The 23158-nt window shown below is 72.4% G+C and carries 21 protein-coding genes; 3 read left to right on the forward strand and 18 right to left on the reverse strand.

The genetic code is table 11. The features are described from left to right. Positions 1-463 precede the first annotated feature (463 nt). From ruvX to Q6969_RS00320, 5 genes are all read right to left on the reverse strand, one after another. A complete protein-coding gene (gene ruvX / locus Q6969_RS00300; protein ID WP_317228666.1) occupies positions 464-949 on the reverse strand; it encodes a Holliday junction resolvase RuvX in 486 nt (161 codons plus the stop codon). After that, positions 949-3606 carry an alanine--tRNA ligase gene (gene alaS / locus Q6969_RS00305; protein ID WP_317228667.1) on the reverse strand — a complete coding sequence of 886 codons (2658 nt, stop codon included), beginning with the start codon at positions 3604-3606 and terminating at the stop codon, positions 949-951. Before alaS ends, ruvX begins: the two co-directional genes overlap by 1 nt. 5 nt (positions 3607-3611) lie before the next feature. Further along, entirely contained in the window at positions 3612-3833 is a 222-nt protein-coding gene (locus Q6969_RS00310; protein ID WP_094116033.1) for a hypothetical protein, read from the reverse strand. 235 nt (positions 3834-4068) lie between these two features. Next, positions 4069-4698 (reverse strand): 30S ribosomal protein S4, encoded by a 630-nt coding sequence (gene rpsD / locus Q6969_RS00315; RefSeq protein WP_012038492.1) that lies wholly within the window; start codon positions 4696-4698, stop codon positions 4069-4071. A gap of 272 nt (positions 4699-4970) precedes the next feature. Next, positions 4971-6416, reverse strand: coding sequence for a replication-associated recombination protein A (locus Q6969_RS00320; protein ID WP_317228668.1), 1446 nt, complete (start codon positions 6414-6416; stop codon positions 4971-4973). Positions 6417-6488: 72 nt separating this feature from the next. On the opposite strand from Q6969_RS00320, the gene Q6969_RS00325 reads away from it, so the two are divergent. From Q6969_RS00325 to Q6969_RS00335, 3 genes are all read left to right on the forward strand, one after another. Then, positions 6489-7274 carry a peptidylprolyl isomerase gene (locus Q6969_RS00325; protein WP_317228669.1) on the forward strand — a complete coding sequence of 262 codons (786 nt, stop codon included), beginning with the start codon at positions 6489-6491 and terminating at the stop codon, positions 7272-7274. Positions 7275-7472: 198 nt separating this feature from the next. Continuing rightward, the gene (locus Q6969_RS00330) at positions 7473-8705 is read left to right on the forward strand and encodes a DUF349 domain-containing protein (protein WP_317228670.1); all 1233 of its coding nucleotides are present in this window, start codon (positions 7473-7475) and stop codon (positions 8703-8705) included. 87 nt (positions 8706-8792) lie between these two features. Then, positions 8793-9410, forward strand: a complete 618-nt coding sequence (locus Q6969_RS00335; protein WP_317228671.1) for a hypothetical protein — start codon at positions 8793-8795, stop codon at positions 9408-9410. On the opposite strand, the gene Q6969_RS00340 is transcribed toward Q6969_RS00335, so the two are convergent. The 13 genes from Q6969_RS00340 to thrS form a co-directional block, all read right to left on the reverse strand. Further along, complete coding sequence (locus Q6969_RS00340; RefSeq protein WP_317228672.1) at positions 9397-11646, reverse strand: bifunctional (p)ppGpp synthetase/guanosine-3',5'-bis(diphosphate) 3'-pyrophosphohydrolase; 2250 nt, start codon at positions 11644-11646, stop codon at positions 9397-9399. The two genes, Q6969_RS00335 and Q6969_RS00340, sit on opposite strands and share 14 nt — an antisense overlap. A 163-nt stretch (positions 11647-11809) precedes the next feature. Beyond that, complete coding sequence (locus Q6969_RS00345; protein ID WP_317228673.1) at positions 11810-12169, reverse strand: rhodanese-like domain-containing protein; 360 nt, start codon at positions 12167-12169, stop codon at positions 11810-11812. Further along, positions 12166-13176 carry a protein translocase subunit SecF gene (gene secF / locus Q6969_RS00350; RefSeq protein ID WP_317228674.1) on the reverse strand — a complete coding sequence of 337 codons (1011 nt, stop codon included), beginning with the start codon at positions 13174-13176 and terminating at the stop codon, positions 12166-12168. Before secF ends, Q6969_RS00345 begins: the two co-directional genes overlap by 4 nt. Beyond that, positions 13176-14990, reverse strand: coding sequence for a protein translocase subunit SecD (secD, locus tag Q6969_RS00355; protein ID WP_317228675.1), 1815 nt, complete (start codon positions 14988-14990; stop codon positions 13176-13178). The genes secF and secD overlap by 1 nt, the downstream gene beginning before the upstream one ends. A 130-nt stretch (positions 14991-15120) precedes the next feature. Beyond that, entirely contained in the window at positions 15121-15507 is a 387-nt protein-coding gene (yajC, locus tag Q6969_RS00360) for a preprotein translocase subunit YajC (RefSeq protein ID WP_317228676.1), read from the reverse strand. 76 nt (positions 15508-15583) lie between these two features. After that, positions 15584-16684 (reverse strand): Holliday junction branch migration DNA helicase RuvB, encoded by a 1101-nt coding sequence (ruvB, locus tag Q6969_RS00365; protein WP_317228677.1) that lies wholly within the window; start codon positions 16682-16684, stop codon positions 15584-15586. After that, positions 16681-17319: a Holliday junction branch migration protein RuvA gene (gene ruvA, locus Q6969_RS00370; RefSeq protein WP_317228678.1), complete on the reverse strand. Its 639-nt coding sequence runs from the start codon at positions 17317-17319 to the stop codon at positions 16681-16683. The genes ruvB and ruvA overlap by 4 nt, the downstream gene beginning before the upstream one ends. A gap of 17 nt (positions 17320-17336) precedes the next feature. Beyond that, positions 17337-17987 (reverse strand): crossover junction endodeoxyribonuclease RuvC, encoded by a 651-nt coding sequence (gene ruvC / locus Q6969_RS00375; protein WP_317228710.1) that lies wholly within the window; start codon positions 17985-17987, stop codon positions 17337-17339. Positions 17988-17993: 6 nt separating this feature from the next. Then, the gene (locus Q6969_RS00380; RefSeq protein ID WP_094116042.1) at positions 17994-18758 is read right to left on the reverse strand and encodes a YebC/PmpR family DNA-binding transcriptional regulator; all 765 of its coding nucleotides are present in this window, start codon (positions 18756-18758) and stop codon (positions 17994-17996) included. Between the two features lie 76 nt (positions 18759-18834). Further along, the gene (pdxT, locus tag Q6969_RS00385; RefSeq protein WP_317228679.1) at positions 18835-19464 is read right to left on the reverse strand and encodes a pyridoxal 5'-phosphate synthase glutaminase subunit PdxT; all 630 of its coding nucleotides are present in this window, start codon (positions 19462-19464) and stop codon (positions 18835-18837) included. Beyond that, a complete protein-coding gene (gene pdxS, locus Q6969_RS00390) occupies positions 19454-20356 on the reverse strand; it encodes a pyridoxal 5'-phosphate synthase lyase subunit PdxS (RefSeq protein ID WP_086513245.1) in 903 nt (300 codons plus the stop codon). Before pdxS ends, pdxT begins: the two co-directional genes overlap by 11 nt. 13 nt (positions 20357-20369) lie before the next feature. Then, positions 20370-20954, reverse strand: coding sequence for an HIT domain-containing protein (locus Q6969_RS00395; protein ID WP_317228711.1), 585 nt, complete (start codon positions 20952-20954; stop codon positions 20370-20372). A gap of 2 nt (positions 20955-20956) precedes the next feature. Continuing rightward, on the reverse strand, positions 20957-23017 hold the full coding sequence (gene thrS / locus Q6969_RS00400) for a threonine--tRNA ligase (RefSeq protein ID WP_317228680.1): 2061 nt from the start codon (positions 23015-23017) through the stop codon (positions 20957-20959). Positions 23018-23158 lie beyond the last annotated feature (141 nt).

A 23158-nucleotide genomic window follows, 5' to 3' on the forward strand; every position in this document is an offset into this window, starting at 1 on the left:
GCCGGCGGCCGCGGCGGAGGTGGCGGACGTGTCGCCCGCGGCGGCGGACGCCGAGGTCGAGGCGGCCGCAGCCGCCGAGGAGGTCGCTGCCGCCGAGGAGGTCGCTGCCGCCGAGGAGGTCGAGGGCGCGTCCGGGACCGCAGCCGGGGCGGGAGCCGGGGCCTCAGCCTCCGGCCGTGATCCGGTCCTGGCCGTGGACCGCGACGCGTCGCCGTCGTCGTCCCCCGTCGCCGAGCCAGAACGTGCCTCCGCGGCCTCGCGCAGGGCGCGCAGCTCGCGTCGCGTCATGGGAGAGCCGGTGCCGATCCCCGGTCCGGCGCCGCGCGGCGCGTCCTCGGCGCCCGGGGCGGGGGCCGGCGCGCGCCCCGCATCGGGGCGAGCCGCGGCGTCGTCGCCGAACAGGCTCTCGAAGGGGTCGCCGCCCGCACCCGCTGCCGTCGTGGCGCGTCGGGTGGGGTCGTTCTCAGGCGTGTCGGTCAGGATCGACTCGGTTCCTCGGGACGAGAGCGCCGGGTGGGGAGCCGGCGGTGCGCTCGCTCTCGAGCGCATGTTGAAGGATTATAACGGCCGCTACCTGGTCGATCACGGGCCGCTGCGTGCGGGAGCCCCTGCCGGACGACCGCAGGGCGCTCTGCGCGGAGACCGTCGAGAGCCGTTCGTCCACGAGCCGCACCGGCGTCGGGGTGGCGTCCGCGAGGCGGCGGGCGAAGCCCTCCGCGTCCTCCGTCGACGCCGTGGCGCGCCCGGAGAGCGCGAGCGGCAGGCCCACGACGAGCTCGACGCACCCGACCTCCGCGGCCACCTCGAGGATGCGGCGGATGTCCGCCGAGCCGCCCGCGTCGCGCGGGACGGTCTCGACGGGCGTCGCGATCAGCCCGTGCGGGTCGGAACGGGCGAGGCCGATGCGCGCCTTCCCCACGTCGACGGCGACCCGCGAGCCCGTCCGCATCAGGACGCGAGCGCCTGGCGGACGGCGGCGAGGGCGTCCGGGATGGCCGACACGTCGGATCCGCCGCCCTGGGCGAGGTCGTCCTTGCCGCCCCCGCCTCCGCCGAGCACCGCGGCGGCGGCGCGGGCGAGCTGCCCGGCCTTGGCCCCGGCGTCGCGGGCGGCCTGGTTGGTGGCCACGATGACGGTCGGCTTGCCCGCGGCGTCACCCGCGAGCGCGACGACCACCGGGTCGGAGCCGGCGCGCTCGCGCACGAGGGTCACGAGCTGGCGCACCTCGTCGGCCGAGCGGACGCCACCGAGCGACTCCTGGATGAGCGTCACCGATCCGACGCGCGAGCCCTGCGCGAGCAGGGCCGGCACGCGCTGCTGGAGCGCCTGCGCCTCGAAGTCCGCGATGCGGCGCTCCGCGGTCCTCAGGTTCGCCATCAGGTCGGCGATGCGGTCGGGCAGCTGCTCGCGCGGCGTCTTGAGGCTCGACGTGAGCTGCGACACGATGGCCCGCTCGACGGCCAGGTCCTGGAACGCCTCGCGGCCGACGAGCGACTCGATGCGCCGGTTGGTGGAGCCGACGGACGACTCCCCCACCACGTTGATCAGCCCGATCTGCGCGCTCGAGGACACGTGGGTCCCCGCGCACAGCTCGCGCGACCACGGGCCGCCGATGTCGACGACGCGCACGGTGTCGCCGTACTTCTCGCCGAACAGCGCCATCGCGCCGAGCTGCTTGGCCTCGTCGATGGGCATCACGCGCGTGACGACCTGCAGGTCGTCCCGCACGGCGCCGTTGGCGATGTCCTCGATCTCGCTGCGCGTCTCGGGCGACAGCGCCTGGTTCCACGCGAAGTCGAGGCGCATGTAGCCGGCGCGGTTGTACGAGCCGGACTGGTGCGCGTCCTGGCCGAGCACCTGCCGGAGGGCGGCGTGCACGAGGTGCGTGCCGGAGTGCGCCTGCGTCGCGCCGCGCCGCCAGTCGGCGTCGACCACGGTCGTGGCGGCGTCGCCGACGCCCACCTCGCCGGAGCGCACCTGCACGCGGTGGCTGATGAGGCCCTTCACGGGCTTCTGCACGTCGAGGACCTCGAGGTCGAACCCCTGGCCGACGATGCTGCCCGCATCGGCCTCCTGGCCGCCCGACTCGGCGTAGAGGCTCGTCTCCGGGAGGATGACCTCCGCGATGTCCCCCGCGACCGCGTGGTCGACGCTCTGTCCGCCCACGATGAGGCCGAGGATCGTCGTGCCGGTCTCGAGCTCGTCGTAGCCCGTGAAGCGCGTCTCGCCGGCGGCGCGGAACGCGCTGTAGACGGTGAGGTCGGCGAGGGCGGTCTTCTTGCTCTTCGCGTCGGCCTTGGCGCGCGTGCGCTGCTCCAGCATCAGGCGGTCGAACGCCTCGCGGTCGACCGTGAGCCCGTTCTCCTCCGCCATCTCGAGCGTGAGGTCGATGGGGAACCCGAACGTGTCGTGCAGCAGGAAGGCGGTGTCGCCCGCGATCCGCTCCCCGCCCTTGGCCTTCGTCTCGCCGACGGCCACGTCGAGGATCGTCGTGCCGCCGGAGAGGGTGCGGAGGAACGTCTCCTCCTCCGCGTAGGCGAGGCGCGAGATGCGGTCGAAGTCGTCGGACACCTCGGGGTAGGCGGCCGTCATCGCGTCGCGCGACGCGGGGAACAGCTCGCCGAAGGTCGCCGTGTCGACGCCCATGAGGCGCATGGCCCGGACGGTCCGGCGCATCAGGCGACGCAGGATGTAGCCGCGCCCCTCGTTGGACGGACGCACCCCGTCCGACATGAGCATGAGGGAGGAGCGGACGTGGTCGGCGACGATGCGCATGCGCACGTCGTCCTCGTGGTCGGCGCCGTAGCGGCGGCCCGCGATGCCGGCCGCGCGGTCGAGGACCGGGCGCACCTGGTCGATCTCGTACATGTTCTCGACGCCCTGCTTGAGGAAGGCGACGCGCTCGAGGCCCATGCCCGTGTCGATGTTCCTCTTCGGCAGGTCGCCGAGGATCTCGAAGTCGGCCTTGCCGGTGCCCTGCCCGCGCAGGTACTGCATGAAGACGAGGTTCCAGATCTCCACGTACCGGTCGTCGTCGGTGGCCGGGCCGCCGTCCCGGCCGTAGGCCGGTCCGCGGTCGAAGAAGATCTCGGAGCAGGGGCCCGCGGGGCCGGGCTGGCCGGTGTGCCAGTAGTTCGTGTCCCGGCCGAGGCCCTGGATGCGGTCGTCCGGGAGGCCCGCGATGCGCTTCCACGCCTGCCGCGCCTCGTCGTCCTCGTGGTAGACGGTCACCCACAGGTCGTCCGGGTGGAACCCGAGGCCGCCGTCGGCCTCGCTCGTCGTGAGCAGCTCCCAGGCGTAGGCGATGGCCTGCTCCTTGAAGTAGTCGCCGAACGAGAAGTTGCCGTTCATCTGGAAGAACGTGCCGTGCCGGGGCGTGCGGCCGACCTCCTCGATGTCGAGGGTGCGGATGCACTTCTGCACGCTGGTGGCGCGCGGGAAGGGCGCGGGCACGACGCCCGTGAGGTAGGGCACGAACGGCACCATCCCGGCCACCGTGAACAGGAGGGTCGGGTCCTCGCTCACGAGGGACGCCGACGGCACGACGGTGTGTCCCCGGTCGCCGAAGTACGTCAGCCAGGCGTTGCGGATGTCTGCGGTCTGCATGCGGTCTACTGCTTTCCCAGCTCGGTGATGGTGTCCTCGGCCTCGCCCACGGCGGAGCGGAGCTCGGCCTCGCGCCGGCGGTAGCCGTCCTCGACGGCCTCGCCGAAGCGGCGGGCGCGGTCGTTGACGTCCTGGAAGAGGCGGTGCCCGGCCTCGGTGCGATCGACCTGGTGGGCGATCGCGAAGCCGATGACGACCCCCACGGCGATGAGGACGAGGTTCTTCATGCTTCTCCCCTTCCGGGAGGTCCACCCCTCGCGAGGAGGGTGTCGAGCGGTGCGCGCGGCCCTTCGGGGCCGAGGGCGATCCTACCGGCCGGGCCGGGCGGCTCCCCCGGCGGCCGGGGCCGGCGGGACGGCACGCCCGCCCACGGCCCCCGGCACAGCGGCACATCGGCCGCGGAGACGCCGAGAGGCGGGGCGCCCCGGAGGGCGACCCGCCTCGCGGACGGTGATGCGGTGCTTAGCGTGCCGCGTAGTACTCGACGACCAGCTGGACCTCGCAGGTCACGGGGACCTCGGCGCGCTTCGGCAGGCGCACGAGGCGGGCCTGCAGCTTGTCGAGCTCGACCTCGAGGTACGAGGGGAGCTTCGGCAGCACGTCGGCGTGACCGCCGGCGGCGGCGACCTGGAAGGGCTCGGTGCCCTCGGAGCGCGGCTTGACGTGGATCATCTGGCCGGCCTTCACGCGGAAGGAGGGGCGGTCGACGATCTTGCCGTCGACCATGATGTGACGGTGCACGACGAGCTGGCGGGCCTGCGCCGTGGTGCGCGCGAGGCCGGAGCGGACGACGAGCGCGTCGAGGCGCTGCTCGAGGATCTCGACCAGGTTCTCACCGGTCAGGCCCTGCGTGCGGCGCGCCTCCTGGAAGGCGATCTTGAGCTGGGCCTCGCGGATGCCGTACTGGGCACGCAGGCGCTGCTTCTCGCGCAGGCGGACGGCGTAGTCGCTGTCCTGCTTGCGCTTGGACCGGCCGTGCTCGCCCGGCGCGTAGGGGCGCTTCTCGAGGTACTTGGCCGCCTTCGGCGTGAGCGGGATGCCCAGCGCGCGGGAGAGGCGGGTCTTGCTGCGGGTGCGTGACTTGGTGGACACGTTTTCCTTCCAGGGGAGAAAGTCTCTTGACTGCGGATGATGCAGGGCGTCCGCGCACACGCATGGGCGCGCGACGATCGGTACCGCGATGCGGTTCCTGCGTGAGTAAGAGGGATTCGCCACGGGTCGTCCGGCTACAGGACGTGTCCCTTGATCATGATGTCGACGCAGCCGCACGCGACACCCGATTGAGGCGTCAGCAAGCGTAGCACGGGAACGGCGGGGATCCGGGTGCGCGCCGCGCCAGGCGCGGGCACCCCGTCCGCGTCGCCTCAGCCGCCGCGGACGATGCGGCGCAGCCTCTCGAGCCGCGCCGACAGGTCCCGCTCGTGCCCGTGCTGCGTGGGCGAGTAGTAGGTGCGGCCGACCAGCTCGTCGGGCAGGTACTGCTGGGTCACGACGCCGATGTCCGCGTCGTGGGGGTAGCGGTACCCCTTCCCGTGCCCGAGGCGCTTGGCCCCCGGGTAGTGGGCGTCGCGCAGGTGCAGCGGGACGCGGCCGAACGCGCCGGCGCGGACGTCCGCGATGGCCTGGTCGATGCCGAGGTAGGACGCGTTCGACTTGGGCGCGGTCGCGAGGTGCACGACGGCCTGCGCGAGCGGGATCCGCCCCTCGGGCATGCCGATGAGCTGCACCGCGTCGGCCGCCGCCACCGCGACCACGAGCGCCTGCGGGTCGGCGAGGCCGATGTCCTCGGACGCCGACACGATGATCCGGCGGGCGATGAAGCGCGGGTCCTCCCCCGCCTCGATCATGCGGGCCAGGTAGTGGAGGGCCGCGTCCACGTCCGATCCGCGGATCGACTTGATGAAGGCGCTGATGACGTCGTAGTGCTCGTCCCCGTTGCGGTCGTAGCGCAGGAGCGCCCGGTCGACCGCCAGGGCGACCTGCTCGGTGGAGATGGGGACGGGCGCGGGGTCCGCGGCCGGGGCGGTCCCGCGGGCACCGTCGCCGCCCCCGCCCTCGTCGCCGTCCTCGTCCTCGTCCTCGTCCTCGTCGTCTGCATCCCCGTCCGCCGCGCGCGCCTTCCCCGCGGCATCCGCCTGGGCCGAGACCGCGGCCGCCTCGAGCGCCGTCAGCGCACGCCGCGCGTCGCCCGAGGCGAGGCGGATGATCATGGCCCGCGCGTCGTCGTCGAGGGAGAAGCGCCCGCCGAGGCCCCGCGCGTCGGCGACGGCGCGGTCGACGAGCACCCCGAGGTCGTCGTCGTCGAGCTGCTCGAGCGTCAGCAGGAGGCTCCGGGACAGCAGCGGGGAGATGACGGAGAAGGACGGGTTCTCCGTGGTCGCCGCGATGAGGATCACCCACCCGTTCTCCACCCCCGGGAGCAGCGCGTCCTGCTGCGCCTTGGTGAAGCGGTGGATCTCGTCGAGGAACAGCACCGTCGAGACGCCGAAGAGGTCGCGGTCGCTGAGCGCCTTCTCCATCACCTGGCGGACGTCGCGCACGCCCGCGGTCACGGCGGAGAGCTCGACGAAGCGCCGGCTGGACCCGTGCGCGATGGCCTGCGCGAGCGTCGTCTTCCCGGTCCCGGGGGGTCCCCACAGGATGATCGACACCGACCCCTGCTCGCCGGCGACGTCGGACGCGAGGCTCACGAGGGGGGATCCCGGCGTCAGCAGGTGGCGCTGGCCGGTGACCTCGTCGAGGGTCCGCGGACGCATCCGGACGGCCAGGGGCGTGGCCCCCGAGCGGAGGCCCGGTCGCGTGTCGGTCATGACCTCGATGGTAGGCGCGACCGGCTAGTGTTCCCGTACCGCCGCCTCGGGCGGGACCGAGCGGAGGACGCCGTGGCCCCCAGGAACGACCGCGCAGCCCGCGAGGCGCAGGCCCGGCTCCGGCGCTACGCGGCGCGCCGGGAGCTCCACGCCCGCGCCGTGCGGCGCCGCCGTCGCGACGACCTCGTGGCCGTCGTCGGCGTGGTCCTCGTCGCGGCGCTCGCGGTCGGCGCGCAGCTCGCCTGGCAGTCGGGGCCGGGCGCCCCCGAGCCCGCGGCGTCCGCCTCCCCGACGCCCGACGCCGCCACGCCCACCGCGGATCCGGCGGAAACCGGGAACGTCCCGCCCGCCACCCTCGCCGAGGATCGGACGTGGACGGGCTCGCTCGTCCTGAACGGCGACGTGACGCTGGGCGTCGAGCTCGACGGGCGGTCCGCGCCCCAGTCCGTGTCGGTGCTCGTCTCGCTCGCGCAGAGCGGCTGGTACGCCGACCGCACCTGCCACCGCCTCACCACGGCGCTGTTCCAGTGCGGGAGCGCGGACGGCCGGGGCGGCGGCGACGCGGGCTTCACGTACGGACCGGTGGAGGACGCTCCCGAGGACGGCTCCTACCCGGCCGGCACCATCGCCATGGCCCGCGGGGAGAGCCCGGACAGCCAGTCCGGCCAGTTCTTCGTCGTCTACCGGGACACCCGGCTCGACACCTCCACGGGCGGCTACACGGTGGTCGGTCGCGTGACCTCCGGCCTCGACGAGTACGTGAGCCGCATCGCCGACCAGGGCATCACCCCCGGCGCCTCCGCGGAGGACGGCGCCCCGGTGGTCCCGACCACGGTCACGAGCCTCACCCTGGGCTGACGCGCGCCGCAGGTCCTCACGAGCGCCTGCGAGCGGGAGCCGGTTCCGCCCGCGACCGCGCCGCCGCACCTCCGCTCGGGCATGATCGGTACGGCGGCCTGCGCCCGCTCCCGGACGATCCCGCCCGGGAGCCGTGCTCTAGGCTGACGTGCACGTCTCCGAACCGGTCCGGCCGGTCCTATGAACAAGGTGGAATCCGTGGCTGACAACGATCAGACCCCCTGGGGCCGCGTCGACGAGACGGGCACCGTCTTCCTGCGCGAGGGCGACGGCGAACGTGCCGTCGGCCAGTACCCCGACGGGACCCCCGAGGAGGCGCTGGCCTACTTCCAGCGCAAGTTCACCGACCTCGCCGGGCAGGTCACGCTCCTGGAGCAGCGCGCCAAGCGCGGCGCCCCGGCGGCGGACGTCTCCAAGGCCGTCGCGCACCTCATCGAGGCCGTGGACGGCGCGAACGCCGTCGGCGACCTCGCCGCGCTCCGCGCCCGCCTCGACGTCCTCGCGGCCACCGTGGGCGAGCTCACGGAGAAGCAGGGCGAGGAGCAGCGCCAGGTCGTCCAGGGTGCCATCGCCGAGCGCACCGCCATCGTCGAGGAGACCGAGCGCCTCGCGGGCCAGGACTTCTCGAAGGTCCAGTGGAAGCAGCTGACCGCCGAGGTCGACGCGCTCTTCGGCCGCTGGCAGCAGCACCAGCAGACGGGTCCGCGTCTGCCGAAGAACGACGCGAACGAGCTCTGGAAGCGCTTCCGCACGGCGCGCTCCACCATCGACACCGAGCGGAAGGCGTTCTTCGCCGAGCTCGACAACGCGCACAAGGACGCCCGCTCCAAGAAGCAGGCCATCGTCGAGCAGGCGCGTGCCCTCGAGCCGCAGGGCGTCGGCGGCATCCCCGCCTACCGGCGCCTCCTCGACGAGTGGAAGCTCGCCGGACGTGCTGGCAAGCGCTACGACGACGCGCTCTGGGCGCAGTTCAAGGCGGCGGGCGACGTGCTCTACGGCGCCAAGGCCGAGGTCGACGCCGCGGACGACGAGGAGCAGCAGGCCAACCTCGCGGCCAAGCTCGCCCTCCTCGACGAGGCCGAGCCCATCCTCCAGATCACGGACCGCACGGCCGCGCGCGACAAGCTCACGGCCGTCCAGCTCCGGTGGGACGCGGTCGGCCGCGTGCCGCGCGACAGCGTCAAGACGGTGGAGGACCGCCTCCGCAAGGTCGAGACGCACGTCCGCACCCTGGACGAGGAGTTCTGGCGCAAGAACAACCCGGAGACCAAGGCGCGGTCCGAGGGGCTCGCCTCCCAGCTGGGGGCGGCCATCGACAAGCTGCAGCGCGAGCTCGACGCGGCGAAGGCCGACGGGGACGCACGGCGCATCGCGGACGCCGAGGAGGCCCTGGCCGCCCGACGCGTCTGGCTGGACGCCCTCGGCTCCTAGCCTCCCTCCGCAGTTCGACGGCCCGGACTCCTCCACAGGAGCCCGGGCCGTCGCCCGTCCGCCCCGGGTCGATGGCATGGTGCGCCCATGTCCCCCCGCCTCGCTCCCGTCCTGTCCGTCCTCGACCTCCCGCTCGCGGAGCTCTGCTCCGCCCGTCTCGACGGCGAGCTGTACGAGGTCGACGCCTGCTACTCCCCCGTGGACGAGCTGGCCTCGCCCTGGCTCCGCGCGGCGGCGCTCGCCGCGCAGGTGCCGTCGCGTCTCATCGCCGAGCGCACCACGGCGGCCTGGGTGCACGGCGCGGTCCGCATGCCCCCGCGCACGCACGAGTACTGCGTCGACAGCGTCGCGCGGTGCCACCCGCCGGCGCTCCGGAACGTGCGCATCCGCGAGGTCGTCCTCGACGAGCGCGACACCGTGGTGCTCGCGGGGATCCGCGTCACCACGCCCCTCCGCACCCTCTGCGACATCGTGCGCACCGTGTCCGACCTCACGCCCCGGCACGAGCGCGCCTGCCTCGGCCTCCTCCGGCTGCCCGGCGTCACGATCCCGGGCGCCCGCGAGCACCTCGCCTCGTGCGGGGCGCTCCCCGACAAGCGCCGCGCGCTCCAGCGGCTCGACGCGCTCGCCCTCCGTGCGTCCTCCCCACGGGGCACGGACGGGTCCGACGCCGATGACGGCGCGTGGCCGATCAGCCCCCGTTGACCCGGTACACGTCGTACACCGCGTCGATCCGGCGCACCGCGTTGAGCACGCGGTCCAGGTGCGTCACGTCGCCCATCTCGAAGACGAACCGGCTGATCGCCAGCCGGTTGGACGAGGTCGAGACGGAGGCCGACAGGATGTTCACGTGGTGCTCCGACAGCACGCGCGTCACGTCGCTGAGGAGGCCGGAGCGGTCCAGCGCCTCGACCTGGATGTGCACGAGGAACAGGCTCTTCGACGACGGTGCCCACTCCACCTCGATCATGCGGTCGGGTTCCGCCCGCAGCGAGTCCACGTTGTGGCAGTTCGCCTGGTGCACCGAGACGCCTGCCCCGCGCGTGACGAAGCCGATGATCTCGTCGCCGGGCACGGGCGTGCAGCACTTCGCCAGCTTCACGAGGATGTCGGGCGCGCCGCGCACGAGCACCCCGGAGTCGCTGTTGCGGGAGACGCGCGAGCGCTGCGTGACCGCGAAGACCTCCTCGGCCTCCCCGCCGCTGTCGCCCTGGATGGAGGAGAGCACCTTCTCGATCACCGACTGCGTGGAGACGTGCCCCTCGCCGACGGCCGCGTACAGCGCCGCCACGTCGTCGTACTTCATGCTCTGGGCGACGTCCGAGAACGCGTCCTGGTTCATCAGCTTCTGCAGCGGGAGGTTCTGCTTCCGCATGGCACGGGCGATCGCGTCCTTGCCCTGCTCGATCGCCTCCTCGCGGCGCTCCTTGGTGAACCACTGCTTGATCTTGTTGCGCGCGCGGGCGCTCTTCACGAACGCCAGCCAGTCCTTGCTGGGACCGCTGTCCGGGTTCTTCGACGTGAACACCTCGACGACGTCGCCCGTGGTCAGGGGGTTCTCCAGCGGCACCAGCCGGCCGTTCACCTTGGCGCCCATCGTCCGGTGGCCGACGTCGGTGTGCACCGCGTAGGCGAAGTCGACGGGCGTCCCGCCCGCGGGCAGGCCGATGACCTTCCCGTGCGGCGTGAAGACGTAGACCTCCTTCGCGCCGATCTCGAAGCGCAGCGAGTCGAGGAACTCCCCCGGGTCGGCCGTCTCGGACTGCCAGTCCGAGATGTGCGCGAGCCACGCGAGGTCGGTGTCCCCCTGCGGCGACACCTCCGCGGCACGCCCGCCGTTCATGCGCTCCTTGTACTTCCAGTGCGCGGCGACGCCGAACTCGGCGCGCTGGTGCATCTCGTGCGTGCGGATCTGGATCTCCACCGGGCGGCCCTTCGGCCCGATCACCGTCGTGTGCAGCGACTGGTAGAGGTTGAACTTCGGGGTGGCGATGTAGTCCTTGAAGCGGCCCGGCACCGGAGTCCATCGGGCGTGGATCGCGCCGAGCACCGCGTAGCAGTCCCGCAGCGAGTCCACGAGCACGCGGATGCCGACCAGGTCGTAGATCTCGTCGAACTCGCGCCCGCGGACGACCATCTTCTGGTAGATCGAGTAGTACTGCTTGGGCCGACCGGCCACCTTCCCGCGGATGCGGGCCGAGCGCAGGTCGTCGTTCACGCTGTCGATGACCTGCTGCACGAACTCCTCGCGCTGCGGCGTCCGCTGCTTGACGAGGTTCTCGATCTCGACGTAGATCTTGGGGTAGAGGACCGCGAACGACAGGTCCTCGAGCTCCCACTTGATGGTCGAGATGCCGAGCCGGTGCGCGAGCGGCGCGTAGATCTCGAGGGTCTCCTTGGCCTTGCGCTCCGCCGACGCGGACTCCACGAAGCCCCACGTGCGCGCGTTGTGCAGCCGGTCGGCGAGCTTGACCACCAGCACCCGGATGTCCTTCGACATCGCCACGACCATCTTCCGCACGGTCTCCGCCTGGGCGCTGTCGCCGTACTTGAGCTTGTCGAGCTTGGTGACCCCGTCGACGAGCATGGCGATCTCGTCGCCGAAGTCGTGGCGCAGCATGTCGAGCGTGTAGTCGGTGTCCTCGACCGTGTCGTGGAGGAGGGCGGCCGCGAGCGTCTTGGGCCCGATGCCGAGGTCCGCGAGGATCTGCGCGACCGCCACCGGGTGGGTGATGTAGGGCTCGCCGCTCTTGCGCTTCTGGCCCTCATGGGCGCGCTCCGCGACGGCGTAGGCCCGCTCGATGAGGCTCATGTCGGCCTTGGGGTGGTGCAGGCGGGCGGTGCGGATGAGCTGCTCGACCGCGCCGGCGGGCTGGGCGCGCGAGAACAGGCGGGGCACCAGGCGCCGGAGCGACGCCGTGCTCGAGGTCGTCTCCGTCATCGTCCAACCTCCCAGGCGTGTGCTGGAGACCAAATTATCACCGCGTCCGCGGCCTCCCGACCACGGGCCGCCGGCGCACCCCGGTCGCGCCGACCCGCGATCCGGACGTCACCACGACGGACGGCGCATGCCGGTCGACGGCGACCGACGCAGCGGGGGCCGGTCAGGCGACGCGGCCGGGCCCGCCGTCGTCGGTCACGACGTCGCCGCCCATCTCCGACCAGGCGTGCATGCCGCCCGTGACGTTGGAGGCCGCGTATCCACCGCGCAGGAGGGCCTGTGTCGCGAGGGAGGAGCGGTGCCCGGAGCGGCAGACGACGACGATGTGCTCGTCCGTCGGGATCTCGTCGACCCGAGCCTGCAGGTCGCCCAGGGGGATGTGGTGCGCCGCGGCCGAGTGACCGGCCTCCCACTCGTCGGGCTCCCGCACGTCGAGCAGCCAGGAGTCGCCGGTCGCGGTCCGTGCCTTGGCGGTGGCGGCGTCGAGGTCCTCGGGGACGCCGGCTCCGTGCGCGCTGCTCACGACTCCACCGTCACGGCGGCGCGCTCGGCCTGGGCGCGGCTCGCGGCCGTGGCCGCCAGCGCGTCGCCGCGCTTCACCTTCGGCTCGCCCTCGCGGAGGTGCGCGTACAGCGGAGCGGCGATGAAGATCGTCGAGTACGTGCCCACGATGATGCCGATGAACAGCGACAGCGCGATGTCGCGGAGCGTCCCGGCCCCGAGCACCACGGCCCCGATGAACAGGATGGACCCGACCGGGAGGATGGCGACGATCGAGGTGTTGATCGACCGCACCAGCGTCTGGTTGACGGCGAGGTTGACCGACTGCCCGAAGGTCCGACGGGACTCCTGCCCGTCCTCCGCGGTGTTCTCGCGGATCTTGTCGAACACCACGACCGTGTCGTAGAGGGAGTAGCCGAGGATCGTGAGGAAGCCGATGACGGCGGCCGGCGTGACCTCGAAGCCCGTGATCCCGTAGATGCCGGCCGTGAGGACCAGGTCGTGCAGCAGCGCGACGATGGCGGCGACGGACATCTTCCACGTGCGGAAGTAGACGGACATGACCACGGCGGCCAGCGCGAGGAACACCACGAGCCCCCACAGCGCCTGCCGGGTGATGTCCTGGCCCCACGACGGCCCGATGAAGGACTCGGTGACGCTCGACGTCTCCACGCCGTAGGCGGTCGCGAGCGCCTGGCGGACCGCGGTGCTGTCGGCGGGCTCCAGCTGGTCCGTCTGGACGCGCACCGCGTCGGCGCCGACCGCGGAGACGCGCGCGGGGACCGACGTGACCGTGGCCACGGCGTCGCTGGCCGTGTCCTGGGACTGCGACTGCACACCGCTCACCGTGTACTCGGAGCCGCCCGTGAACTCGATGCCGAACGTGAACCCGCCGCGGACCAGGGGCCCGAGGATGGAGATGAGGATGCAGACGGCGGCGATGCCGTACCAGAGGCGGCGGCGTCCGACGATGTCGAACGAGCGCTTGCCCGTGTAGAGGTCGTTGCCGAACTCGGAGAAGCCAGCCATCAGTCGTCCCTGCTCGTGTCGTCGGCCCGCGGCGCGTCGAGGGTCGCGGTCTTCGTGGATGCGGGCGCGGAGCCCTGGGCGGCCTTGCGCTCGGCGATGGTCTGCCGGCGGGCCGCCTCCTTGGCGGCGGCGGCGCCCCGTCCGCTGGCGGCGGTCGGGGTGCGGAACGTGGCCCGGCCCCGGTAGACGGCACCGAGGGCGCGCGGGTCCAGCCCGCTCATGCGGTGGCCCTCGGCGAAGAACCGCCGGTTGGCGAGCAGCTGCAGGATCGGGTGCGTGAACAGCGACACCACGATGAGGTCGATGATCGTCGTCAGCCCGAGGGTGAGCGCGAAGCCCTTGACGTTGCCCACCGCGAGCACGAACAGCACGGCCGCGGCCAGGAAGTTGACCGTGTCCGACGCGATGATGGTCCGGAGGGCGCGCTTCCAGCCCTGCTCGACGGAGGAGACGAGACCGCGGCCGTCGCGGAGCTCGTCCTTGATGCGCTCGAAGTAGACGATGAACGAGTCCGCCGTGATGCCGATGGCCACGATGAGACCCGCCACCCCGGCGAGCGAGAGCCGGTACCCCTCCCGCCAGCTGAGCAGCGTGATGAGCAGGTAGGTGATGACCGCGGCGATCACCAGCGACGCGATCGTGACCATGCCGAGCGCCCGGTACTGGACGAGCGAGTAGAGCACCACGAGCACGAGCCCGATGAGGCCGGCGATGAGGCCGCTGGTGAGCTGCGAGGACCCCAGGGTCGCGGAGATGACGTCCGAGCTCTGCAACGTGAAGCTGAGCGGCAGGGCGCCGAACTTGAGCTGGTCGGCCAGCGCCTTGGCGCTCTCCTGCGTGAAGTTGCCCGTGATGGACGGCTTGCCGTTCGTGACGACGCCCTGGGTGACCGGAGCGCTGATGACCTCGTTGTCGAGCACGAACGCGAACTGGTTCCGCGGCGACTCGAGGGTGATGAGGCGCGTCGACATGTCGCCGAACTGCTGCGTGCCGTCGCCGTCGAAGACCAGGTTCACGGACCAGGTGCCGGTGCTGACGCCCTGGCTGGACTGCTGGAGGCCGCTCGTGGCGTCGGAGATGGTGCTGCCGTCGACCTCGACCGGGCCGAGCACGTACTTCGCCGCCCCGTCGTCGGAGCAGGAGATGATCGCGCGGTCGGCGGGAGCCGCCTGACCGTCGCTCTCCGGAGCGGTCGCGCAGTCGTACGCGGCGAACTCCGCCTGCAGGCGGGGCGTGACCCAGGAGATGTCGCTGGAACCCGTGGGCTCGGCGGTGGGCTCGTCGGAGAGGGTCGAGGGGTCCGGGGTCGCCTCGGCAGCGGGCGTCTCGCCCTCGGCCGTCGGCGTGGTGCCGTCGGCGGGTGCCGAGCCGTCCGTGGCCGTGGGGGTCGGCGTGGCGCCGACCGACGCGGTGCCGGCTGCGCCGACGAGCACCGGACGCAGCTCGAGCTTGGCCGAGGACTGCAGGCGCTGCATGGTCGCCGCGTCGGGTTCGCCCGGCAGGCTCACGACGATGTTGCTGCCGCCCTGCGTGGTGATCTCGGCCTCGGAGACGCCGCTCGCGTCCACGCGCTGGCGGATGATCGAGACGGCCTGGGCGAGCTGCTCGCTGGTCGGTCCCGAGGACGACCCGTCGAGCTGGGGCGCGAGGATGATCTGCGTGCCGCCCTCGAGGTCGAGCGCCAGCTTCGGGGTCCAGGACCCGTTGCTGAACGCGACGCTCGCGGCGTTGCCGCCGGCCAGCAAGCCGATGATGACGAGCAGCCAGACGAGCTTGCGCCGGGCCTTGCGTACGGGTGTGGGCGACTTTGCCACCTGGACACTCGACTTTCTTCACGGTGGGCCGGCGGGATCCGCGGAGCGCCCCGGATGGAGGGTGGGAGCAGGGCCGGGCGGCATGCCGCCCGGGATCGGACGGACGGCCGGTGGCCGCCCGTCCGCTGGATCAGGAGCGGCCGGTGGGGGCGTCGCCGTCGTCGGGGCGGCGGGCGGACGCGTCCGTGGTGCCCGTCTCGTCGACGACGTCGGTGGCCGGGGCGTCGTCCACCAGGACGGAGGCGTCCTCGGCGACGGTCGGCTCGACCACGCGGGCGATCGTCTGGCGGTGCAGCTTCAGCACCGTGCCGGGCGAGACCTCCAGGTAGGCGAGGTTGTTCTCCTCGTCGAAGGACACGAGGGTGCCGTAGATGCCGGACGCGGTCATGACCTCGGCTCCGGGGACCATCTGGGTCTGCAGGGCGGCGAGGTCCTTCTGGCGCTTCCGGCTGTTGCGGAACATGAAGAAGATGAGCAGCGCCAGGACGGCGAACATGATCAGGGTGAACGGGTCCATGCGGGACGGGCCTTTCAGGTGCTGGGGGGTGACGGACACGACGAACCGGCGACGTTCCGCGGGAGGCCAGCTTGAATCATAGGCCATCGCCGAACAGGGGCTCCTGGGGACTCCGAGCCCCCATTCCCGGGGCCGTGCCCGGCGCGGGGTACGCGGCCGCCCCCGGCGCGGCGGGCGCCTGGAGGCCGAAGTGCCGCCACGCCGCCGGGGTCGCCACCCGTCCGCGCGGCGTGCGCGTGACGAGGCCGATCCGCACGAGGAACGGCTCGACGACCGACTCGATGGTCTCCGCTTCCTCCCCCACCGACACGGCGAGGGTGTTCAGCCCGACCGGGCCGCCGCCGAAGCGCGTGAGGATGCCGCGCATCACGGCGCGGTCGAGGCGGTCGAGGCCGAGGGGATCCACGTCGTACAGGTCGAGCGCGGCGCGCACCGAATCGACGCCCGCCTCCGTCCCGTGCACGAGGGCGTAGTCCCGCACGCGCCGGAGCAGGCGGTTGGCGATCCGCGGCGTCCCCCGGCAGCGACCGGCGATCTCGGCGACGGCCGCATGCGCGATCTCGAGGCCGAGCATCCCCGCGGCCCGCTCGATGACCTGCTCCAGCTCGTGCGTCTCGTAGAACTCCAGGTGGGCCGTGAAGCCGAAGCGGTCGCGGAGCGGGCTCGGGAGCATCCCCGAGCGCGTCGTGGCGCCCACCAGCGTGAACGGCGACAGCTCCAGCGGGATGGAGGTCGCGCCCGCCCCCTTGCCCACCATGATGTCGATGCGGAAGTCCTCCATCGCCAGGTAGAGCATCTCCTCGGCGGAGCGCGCCATGCGGTGGATCTCGTCGACGAAGAGGATCTCGCCCGGCACGAGCGCGGACAGCACGGCGGCGAGGTCGCCCGCGTGCTGGATGGCCGGCCCGCTCGTGAGGCGCAGCGGCCGGCGGCTCTCCTCCGCGACGATCATCGCGAGCGTGGTCTTGCCGAGCCCGGGCGGTCCCGCGAGCAGGATGTGGTCGGGCGAGCGGTTCTGCATGGCGGCCGCCGTGAGCAGCAGCTCGAGCTGGCCGCGCACCTTGACCTGCCCGACGAACTCCGACAGCGATCGCGGACGCAGGGCCCCCTCGAAGGCGAGCTCCGCGTCGGACTCGGGGACGGGGCTCGAGGCGTCCCCGTGCGCGAGGCCGCTCACCGCTCGACCCCCGGACCGGGCGCGCCCGCCGGCTGCTGCGGGCCCAGCATGCCGAGCGCGACGCGGAGGAGACGGGGCATGTCGGCGGGAGCGCCGGCGTCCTGGGCCGCGACGACCGCGTCGTCGACCGCCGTGCGGGCGACGCGCTCGGACCAGCCGAGCCCGATGAGCGCCGTGACGACGTCGGCGCTGACTGTGGCTGCCGCGTCCGGCACCGGCCGCGCGCGCGGAGCCGTCACGAAGATCTTGCCGGCGAGCTGCAGGACGATGAGCTTGGCCGTCTTCGGGCCTATGCCGGACACCCGGCGGAAGGCCGCGTCGTCCTCCGCCGCGACCGCCCGCGCCATCGCCTCCGGGTCGAGGTGCTCGAGGACCGCGAGGGCGGACTTCGGCCCGACGCCGGTGACGCCGCACAGCAGCTCGAAGGCGCGGAGCTCGTCCGGGCCGGGGAAGCCGAAGAGGGTGAGCGAGTCCTCGCGCACGACCAGCGAAGTGAGCACGGTGGCCTCGGATCCGTGGCGCAGCTCGAGCGCGTGCCGCGGCGTCACCGCGACGCCGTAGCCCACGCCCTGCACCTCCAGCAGGAGGGTCTGACCGGACACGGACAGCACGGTGCCGCGGAGGGAGGAGATCACGCCCCCAACCCTACGAGCTAGCGCCGACCCCGCTGCGCACGCTCGGCAGCGAGCCAGGCGGACTGCGCGGCCGTCGGTCCGGCGGTCGGCGGCGCCCCCGGCGCCACCGCGCGGGGCACGGGCACCGCGGTGCCCGCGATGCCCGTCCGGGACATCCCCGCGCGCCACCCCGCGCAGATGGCGAGGGCGAGGGCGTCCGAGGCATCCGCCGGGGTCGGCAGCTCGTCGAGTCCGAGGATCCGGGCCACCATCGTCGCGACCTGCCTCTTGTCCGCCTGGCCGTAGCCGGTCACGGCGGCCTTCACCTCGCTCGGCGTGTGCATCGCGACGTCGAGACCCCGACGGGCGGCGCCGACGAGGGCGACGCCCGTGATCTGCGCCACCCCCATGACGGTGGAGACGTTGTCCTGCGCGAAGACGCGCTCGATGGCGACGACCGCCGGCCGGTGCCGGTCGACCAGCTCCTCGATGCCGTCGCCCACCGCGAGGAGGCGGTGGTGGAGCTCCGACGTCGGGCTCGTGCGCACGACCTGCACGTCGACGAGGCGCGCGGTGCGGTCGGGGAAGACGTCCACGACGCCGACGCCGCACCGCGTCAGGCCGGGGTCGATCCCGAGGATCCGGACGGGCGGCTGGCCGCCCGCTCCGCTCCCCCGCGCGGCGGCGATGGGGGCCTACTCCTCGTCGTCGTCGAGCGCCGCCTGCACGTCGGCGGGCACGTCGCTGTTGATGTAGATGTTCTGCACGTCGTCCAGGTCCTCCATGGCGTCGACGAGCTTGTTGACCTTGCGCGCCGTCTCCAGGTCGACCTCGACCTTGACCTGCGGCACGAACTCGACGTCGGCGGAGTCGTAGTCGATGCCCGCCGCCTGGAGCGCCTGGCGCACGGCGACCATGTCCGAGGGCTCGCACTGGATCTCGAAGACCTCACCGTGGTCGGTGACGTCCTCGGCGCCCGCGTCGAGGACGGCCGCCAGGACGTCGTCCTCGGTGGGGGTCTCGGCGTGCGGCACCGCGAGGACGCCCTTGCGGTGGAAGTTGTAGGCGACGCTGCCCGGGTCGGCCATGGTGCCGCCGTTGCGGCTCATCGCCGTGCGGACCTCCGCGGCCGCGCGGTTCTTGTTGTCCGTGAGGCACTCGACGAGCATGGCGACGCCGTTGGCGGCGTACCCCTCGTACATGATCGTCTGGTAGTCGACGACCTCGCCGAGCAGGCCGGCTCCGCGCTTCACCGCGCGGTCGATGTTGTCGTTCGGGACGCTGGTCTTCTTGGCCTTCTGCACCGCGTCGACGAGGGTCGGGTTGCCCGACATGTCGGCGCCGCCGATCTTGGCCGCGACCTCGATGTTCTTGATCAGCTTCGCGAACGACTTGGCCCGCCGCGAGTCGATGATCGCCTTCTTGTGCTTCGTGGTCGCCCACTTGGAATGTCCGGACACGGGTGGTTCTCCTTACGCGGCGTCTGCTCGCTGTCAATGATGGACCATGGGGCCCTCCCGCCGAGGGACCCGGGAGTCAGAGGGTGCGCCCCGCGTCCTCGACCATGTCGAGGAAGAGGCGGTGGAAGCGGAGGTCGCCCGTGACCTCCGGGTGGAACGACGTGCCGAGGAGCGCTCCCTGGCGCACGGCGACCACGCGTCCGTCGTCGAGGGTCCCGAGCGCACGCGCCGACGGGCCCACCGAGTCGACGACCGGGGCGCGGATGAACACCGCGTGCACGGGCGGTTCGCCGAGCTCGGGGACGTCGAGGTCCACCTCGAACGACGACGTCTGCGATCCGAAGGCGTTCCGCCGCACGGACACGTCGAGACCGCCGATGCTCCGCTGGTCGTGGATGGCGTCCACGATCTCGTCGGCGAGCATGATGAGGCCGGCGCACGTGCCGTACACCGGCAGCCCGTCGTCGATGGCGGCACGGAGGGGCTCGGCCACGCCGAACTGCCGCGACAGCTTGTCCATCACCGTGGACTCACCGCCCGGGATCACGAGGCCGGAGATTCCCGGCAGGTCCTTCGGCTGGCGCACGAGCCGCGTGCGGGCCCCGAATCCCTCGAGCACCTGGACGTGCTCGCGGACGTCCCCCTGCAGCGCGAGGACGCCCACGACGGGGCCGTCGCCGTGCGGAGCCGCGCTGCTACCAGCCACGCTCGGCGAGGCGGTGCGGCGCGGGGACGTCGGCGACGTTGATCCCGACCATGGCCTCGCCCAGCCCGCGCGATGCCTCGGCGATGGCGTCGGGGTCGTTGAACAGGGCGGTCGCCGTGACGACGGCCTTCGCGCGCGCCACCGGGTTGCCCGACTTGAAGATGCCGGATCCGACGAACACGCCGTCGGCGCCCAGCTGCATCATCATCGCCGCGTCCGCCGGGGTGGCCACGCCGCCCGCGGTGAAGAGCACGACCGGCAGCTGCCCCGTGGTCGCGACCTCGAGCACGAGGTCGTACGGCGCCTGCAGCTCCTTCGCCGCGACGTAGATCTCGTCGTGCGTGAGGGCGCTGAGCGCGCGGATCTCGGACTTGATGGTGCGGATGTGCTTGGTGGCCTCGGAAACGTCGCCCGTGCCGGCCTCGCCCTTGGAGCGGATCATCGCCGCGCCCTCGGTGATGCGGCGGAGCGCCTCGCCGAGCGTGGTGGCACCGCAGACGAAGGGGACGGTGAAGCCCCACTTGTCGATGTGGTTCACGTAGTCGGCCGGGCTCAGCACCTCGGACTCGTCGATGTAGTCGACCTCGAGGGACTGCAGCACCTGCGCCTCGACGAAGTGGCCGATGCGGGCCTTGGCCATGACCGGGATGGAGACCTCGGCCTTGATCTGGTCGATGAGGTCGGGGTCGCTCATGCGGGCGACGCCGCCCTGGGAGCGGATGTCCGCGGGCACGCGCTCGAGCGCCATGACGGCGACCGCTCCCGCGTCCTCCGCGATGCGCGCCTGCTCGGCGTTGACGACGTCCATGATGACGCCGCCCTTGAGCATCTCCGCGAGTCCGCGCTTGACGCGGCTCGAGCCGACCTGTCCGGGGGTGTTGGTGTCAGTCATTGTGGTCCCTATCCTATTCGCCCGCCGCGGCGGGCCAGGCTGCTGCGATGGATGCACGGACGTCGCCCAGCAGCTGCGGCAGCGCCTTGGTCTTCGCGATGATCGGCAGGAAGTTCGCGTCCTGCCCCCACCGGGGCACGATGTGCTGGTGGAGGTGCTCGGCGATGCCGGCGCCCGCCACCTGCCCCTGGTTCATGCCGATGTTGTAGCCGTCGTTCCGGGATACCTCGCGGACGACGCGCATGGCGGTCTGCGTGAGGGAGCCGATCTCGGCGACCTCCTCCGGGCTCGCGAGGTCGTAGGTCGCGATGTGGCGGTACGGGCAGACGAGCAGGTGCCCGCTGTTGTAGGGGAAGAGGTTGAGGAGCACGTAGGCGTGCTCCCCCCGCGCCACGATGAGCGCGTCCTCGTCCGACATCGACGGCGCGATGCAGAACGGGCACTCGTCGCGGTCCGGCTGCTGGCCGTTCTGGATGTAGACCATCCGGTGCGGCGTCCACAGCCGCTGGAACTCGTCCGGGACGCCTGTCAGGTGGCCCGGCTCGTCGACCCGCGGGGCGCCCTGCTCCTCGTCTCCCCCGGGCTCGTGGTCCGACAGCGTCAGACGGGCCACGCGGTCACCACCTGCTCGCGACGGGCGATGGCGCCGGTGATCCTCTCGACGGCCTCCGCCACCGGGACGCCGTTCACCTGCGTGCCGTCGCGGAACCGGAAGCTCACGGACCCGGCCGCCCGGTCGTCCTCGCCCGCGATGAGCTGGTACGGCACGCGCGCCTTGGTGTGGGTGCGGATCTTCTTCGGCATCCGGTCGTCGGAGGTGTCCAGCTGGACGCGCACCCCCTCAGCGCGGAGCAGGTCGAGGACGCCGCCGAGGTACTCCTCGTAGTCCTCGGCGACGGGGATCCCGACGACCTGCACGGGCGACAGCCACACCGGGAACGCGCCCGCGTAGTGCTCGGTGAGCACGCCGAAGAAGCGCTCGATGGAGCCGAACAGCGCGCGGTGGATCATGACCGGCTGCTTGCGCGTGCCGTCGTTCGCCGTGTACTCGAGGCCGAAGCGCTCGGGCAGGTTGAAGTCGAGCTGGATGGTGGACATCTGCCACGTGCGCCCGATGGCGTCGCGCGCCTGCACGGAGATCTTCGGACCGTAGAACGCGGCGCCCGCGGGATCCGGCACGAGCTCGAGGCCCGTGTCGACCGCGACCTGGCGGAGCGTCTCGGTCGCCTCCTCCCAGACCTCGTCGGATCCGACGAACTTCTCCGGGTCCTTCGTGGAGAGCTCGAGGTAGAAGTCGTCGAGGCCGTAGTCGCGCAGCAGCGACAGCACGAACTCGAGCGTGCCCTTCAGCTCATCGGCCATGCGCTCGCGCGTCGTGAAGATGTGCGCGTCGTCCTGCGTCATGCCGCGGACGCGCGTGAGGCCGTGGATCACGCCCGACTTCTCGTTGCGGTAGACGGTGCCGAACTCGAACAGGCGCAGCGGCAGCTCGCGGTACGAGCGCTGGCGCGACCGGTAGATGAGCACGTGCATGGGGCAGTTCATGGGCTTGAGGTAGTAGTCCGCACCCTGGCGGGTGATCTCGCCCTCGTCGTTCCGCGCCTCGTCGAGGTGCATGGCGGGGAACATGCCGTCCTTGTAGAAGTCGAGGTGCCCGCTCGTCTCGAAGAGGTTCGACTTCGTGATGTGCGGGGAGTAGACGAACTCGTAGCCGGCCGTCTCGTGGCGGCGGCGCGAGTAGTCCTCCATCTCGCGGCGGATGATGCCGCCCTTGGGGTGGAAGACCGCGAGGCCGGAGCCGATCTCGTCGGGGAAGGAGAAGAGGTCGAGCTCGGCGCCGAGGCGGCGGTGGTCGCGCTTGAGCGCCTCCTCGATGCGGCCCTGGTACGCGCGCAGCTCGTCCTTGGTGGGCCATGCCGTGCCGTAGATGCGCTGCAGCTGCGGGTTCTTCTCGGATCCGCGCCAGTAGGCGGCGGCGACGCGCGACAGCGCCCAGCCGTTGCCGACCATGCGCGTGCTCGGCAGGTGCGGGCCGCGGCACAGGTCGCGCCAGAAGACCTCGCCGGTCTTGCCGTCGACGTTCTCGTACACCGTCAGCTCGGCGCCGCCGACCTCGACCGACTCGCCGTCCTCGCCGAGCTCCTCGCTCGAGCCGCCCTTGAGGCCGATGAGCTCGAGCTTGTAGGGCTCGTCGGCCATGAGCTCGCGCGCCTCCTCCTCGGAGACCACGCGACGCGTGAAGCGCTGACCCTGCCGGATGATCCGCTCCATGCCCTTGGAGATCGCCTTCAGGTCCTCCGGCGTGAAGGGGGCGTCCACGTCGAAGTCGAAGTAGAAGCCGTCCGTGACGGGCGGGCCGATGCCGAGCTTGGCCGCCGGGTGGATCTGCTGCACGGCCTGCGCCATGACGTGCGCGGCGGAGTGGCGGAGGATGGCGAGCCCGTCGGGCGAGTCGATGCGGACGGGCTCGACGACGTCACCGGGGACGACCTCCGCGGCCAGGTCCCTCAGCTCCCCGCCGACGCGCATGGCGACGACCGCGCGGTCGGAGAACAGCGTGAAGCCGGTGCCGGCCTCGCTCGCCGTGACGGACGACGGCGCCTCGGGCGTCTCCGCGGGCGCGGCCTCGTCGTGGATCTCGGGCTGGGCGGCGTCTACCACTGCGGGCTCCTTGCGGGACGGGGAGGGAACGGCCCCAGACTACCGGCGCGCACGTCCAGCTCCTCGCGGAGCGACGGCGCACGCGGCGCGCGCCGAGGACGTCGCGAGCGACGAGACCGCGGCCAGGAGGCGGCCGACGAT

Source organism: Clavibacter sp. MX14-G9D, assembly GCF_032917815.1.
Classification (GTDB): Bacteria; Actinomycetota; Actinomycetes; order Actinomycetales; family Microbacteriaceae; genus Clavibacter; species Clavibacter michiganensis_K.

Excerpts from the sequence above, each read along its gene's own strand:
- ruvX (WP_317228666.1), bottom strand. The coding sequence starts at position 949 with ATGCGGACGGGCTCGCGGGTCGCCGTCGACGTGGGGAAGGCGCGCATC.
- alaS (WP_317228667.1), bottom strand. The coding sequence starts at position 3,606 with ATGCAGACCGCAGACATCCGCAACGCCTGGCTGACGTACTTCGGCGAC.
- Q6969_RS00310 (WP_094116033.1), bottom strand. The coding sequence starts at position 3,833 with ATGAAGAACCTCGTCCTCATCGCCGTGGGGGTCGTCATCGGCTTCGCG.
- Q6969_RS00320 (WP_317228668.1), bottom strand. The coding sequence starts at position 6,416 with ATGACCGACACGCGACCGGGCCTCCGCTCGGGGGCCACGCCCCTGGCC.
- Q6969_RS00335 (WP_317228671.1), top strand. The coding sequence starts at position 8,793 with ATGTCCCCCCGCCTCGCTCCCGTCCTGTCCGTCCTCGACCTCCCGCTC.
- Q6969_RS00340 (WP_317228672.1), bottom strand. The coding sequence starts at position 11,646 with ATGACGGAGACGACCTCGAGCACGGCGTCGCTCCGGCGCCTGGTGCCC.
- secF (WP_317228674.1), bottom strand. The coding sequence starts at position 13,176 with ATGGCTGGCTTCTCCGAGTTCGGCAACGACCTCTACACGGGCAAGCGC.
- yajC (WP_317228676.1), bottom strand. The coding sequence starts at position 15,507 with ATGGACCCGTTCACCCTGATCATGTTCGCCGTCCTGGCGCTGCTCATC.
- pdxS (WP_086513245.1), bottom strand. The coding sequence starts at position 20,356 with ATGACTGACACCAACACCCCCGGACAGGTCGGCTCGAGCCGCGTCAAG.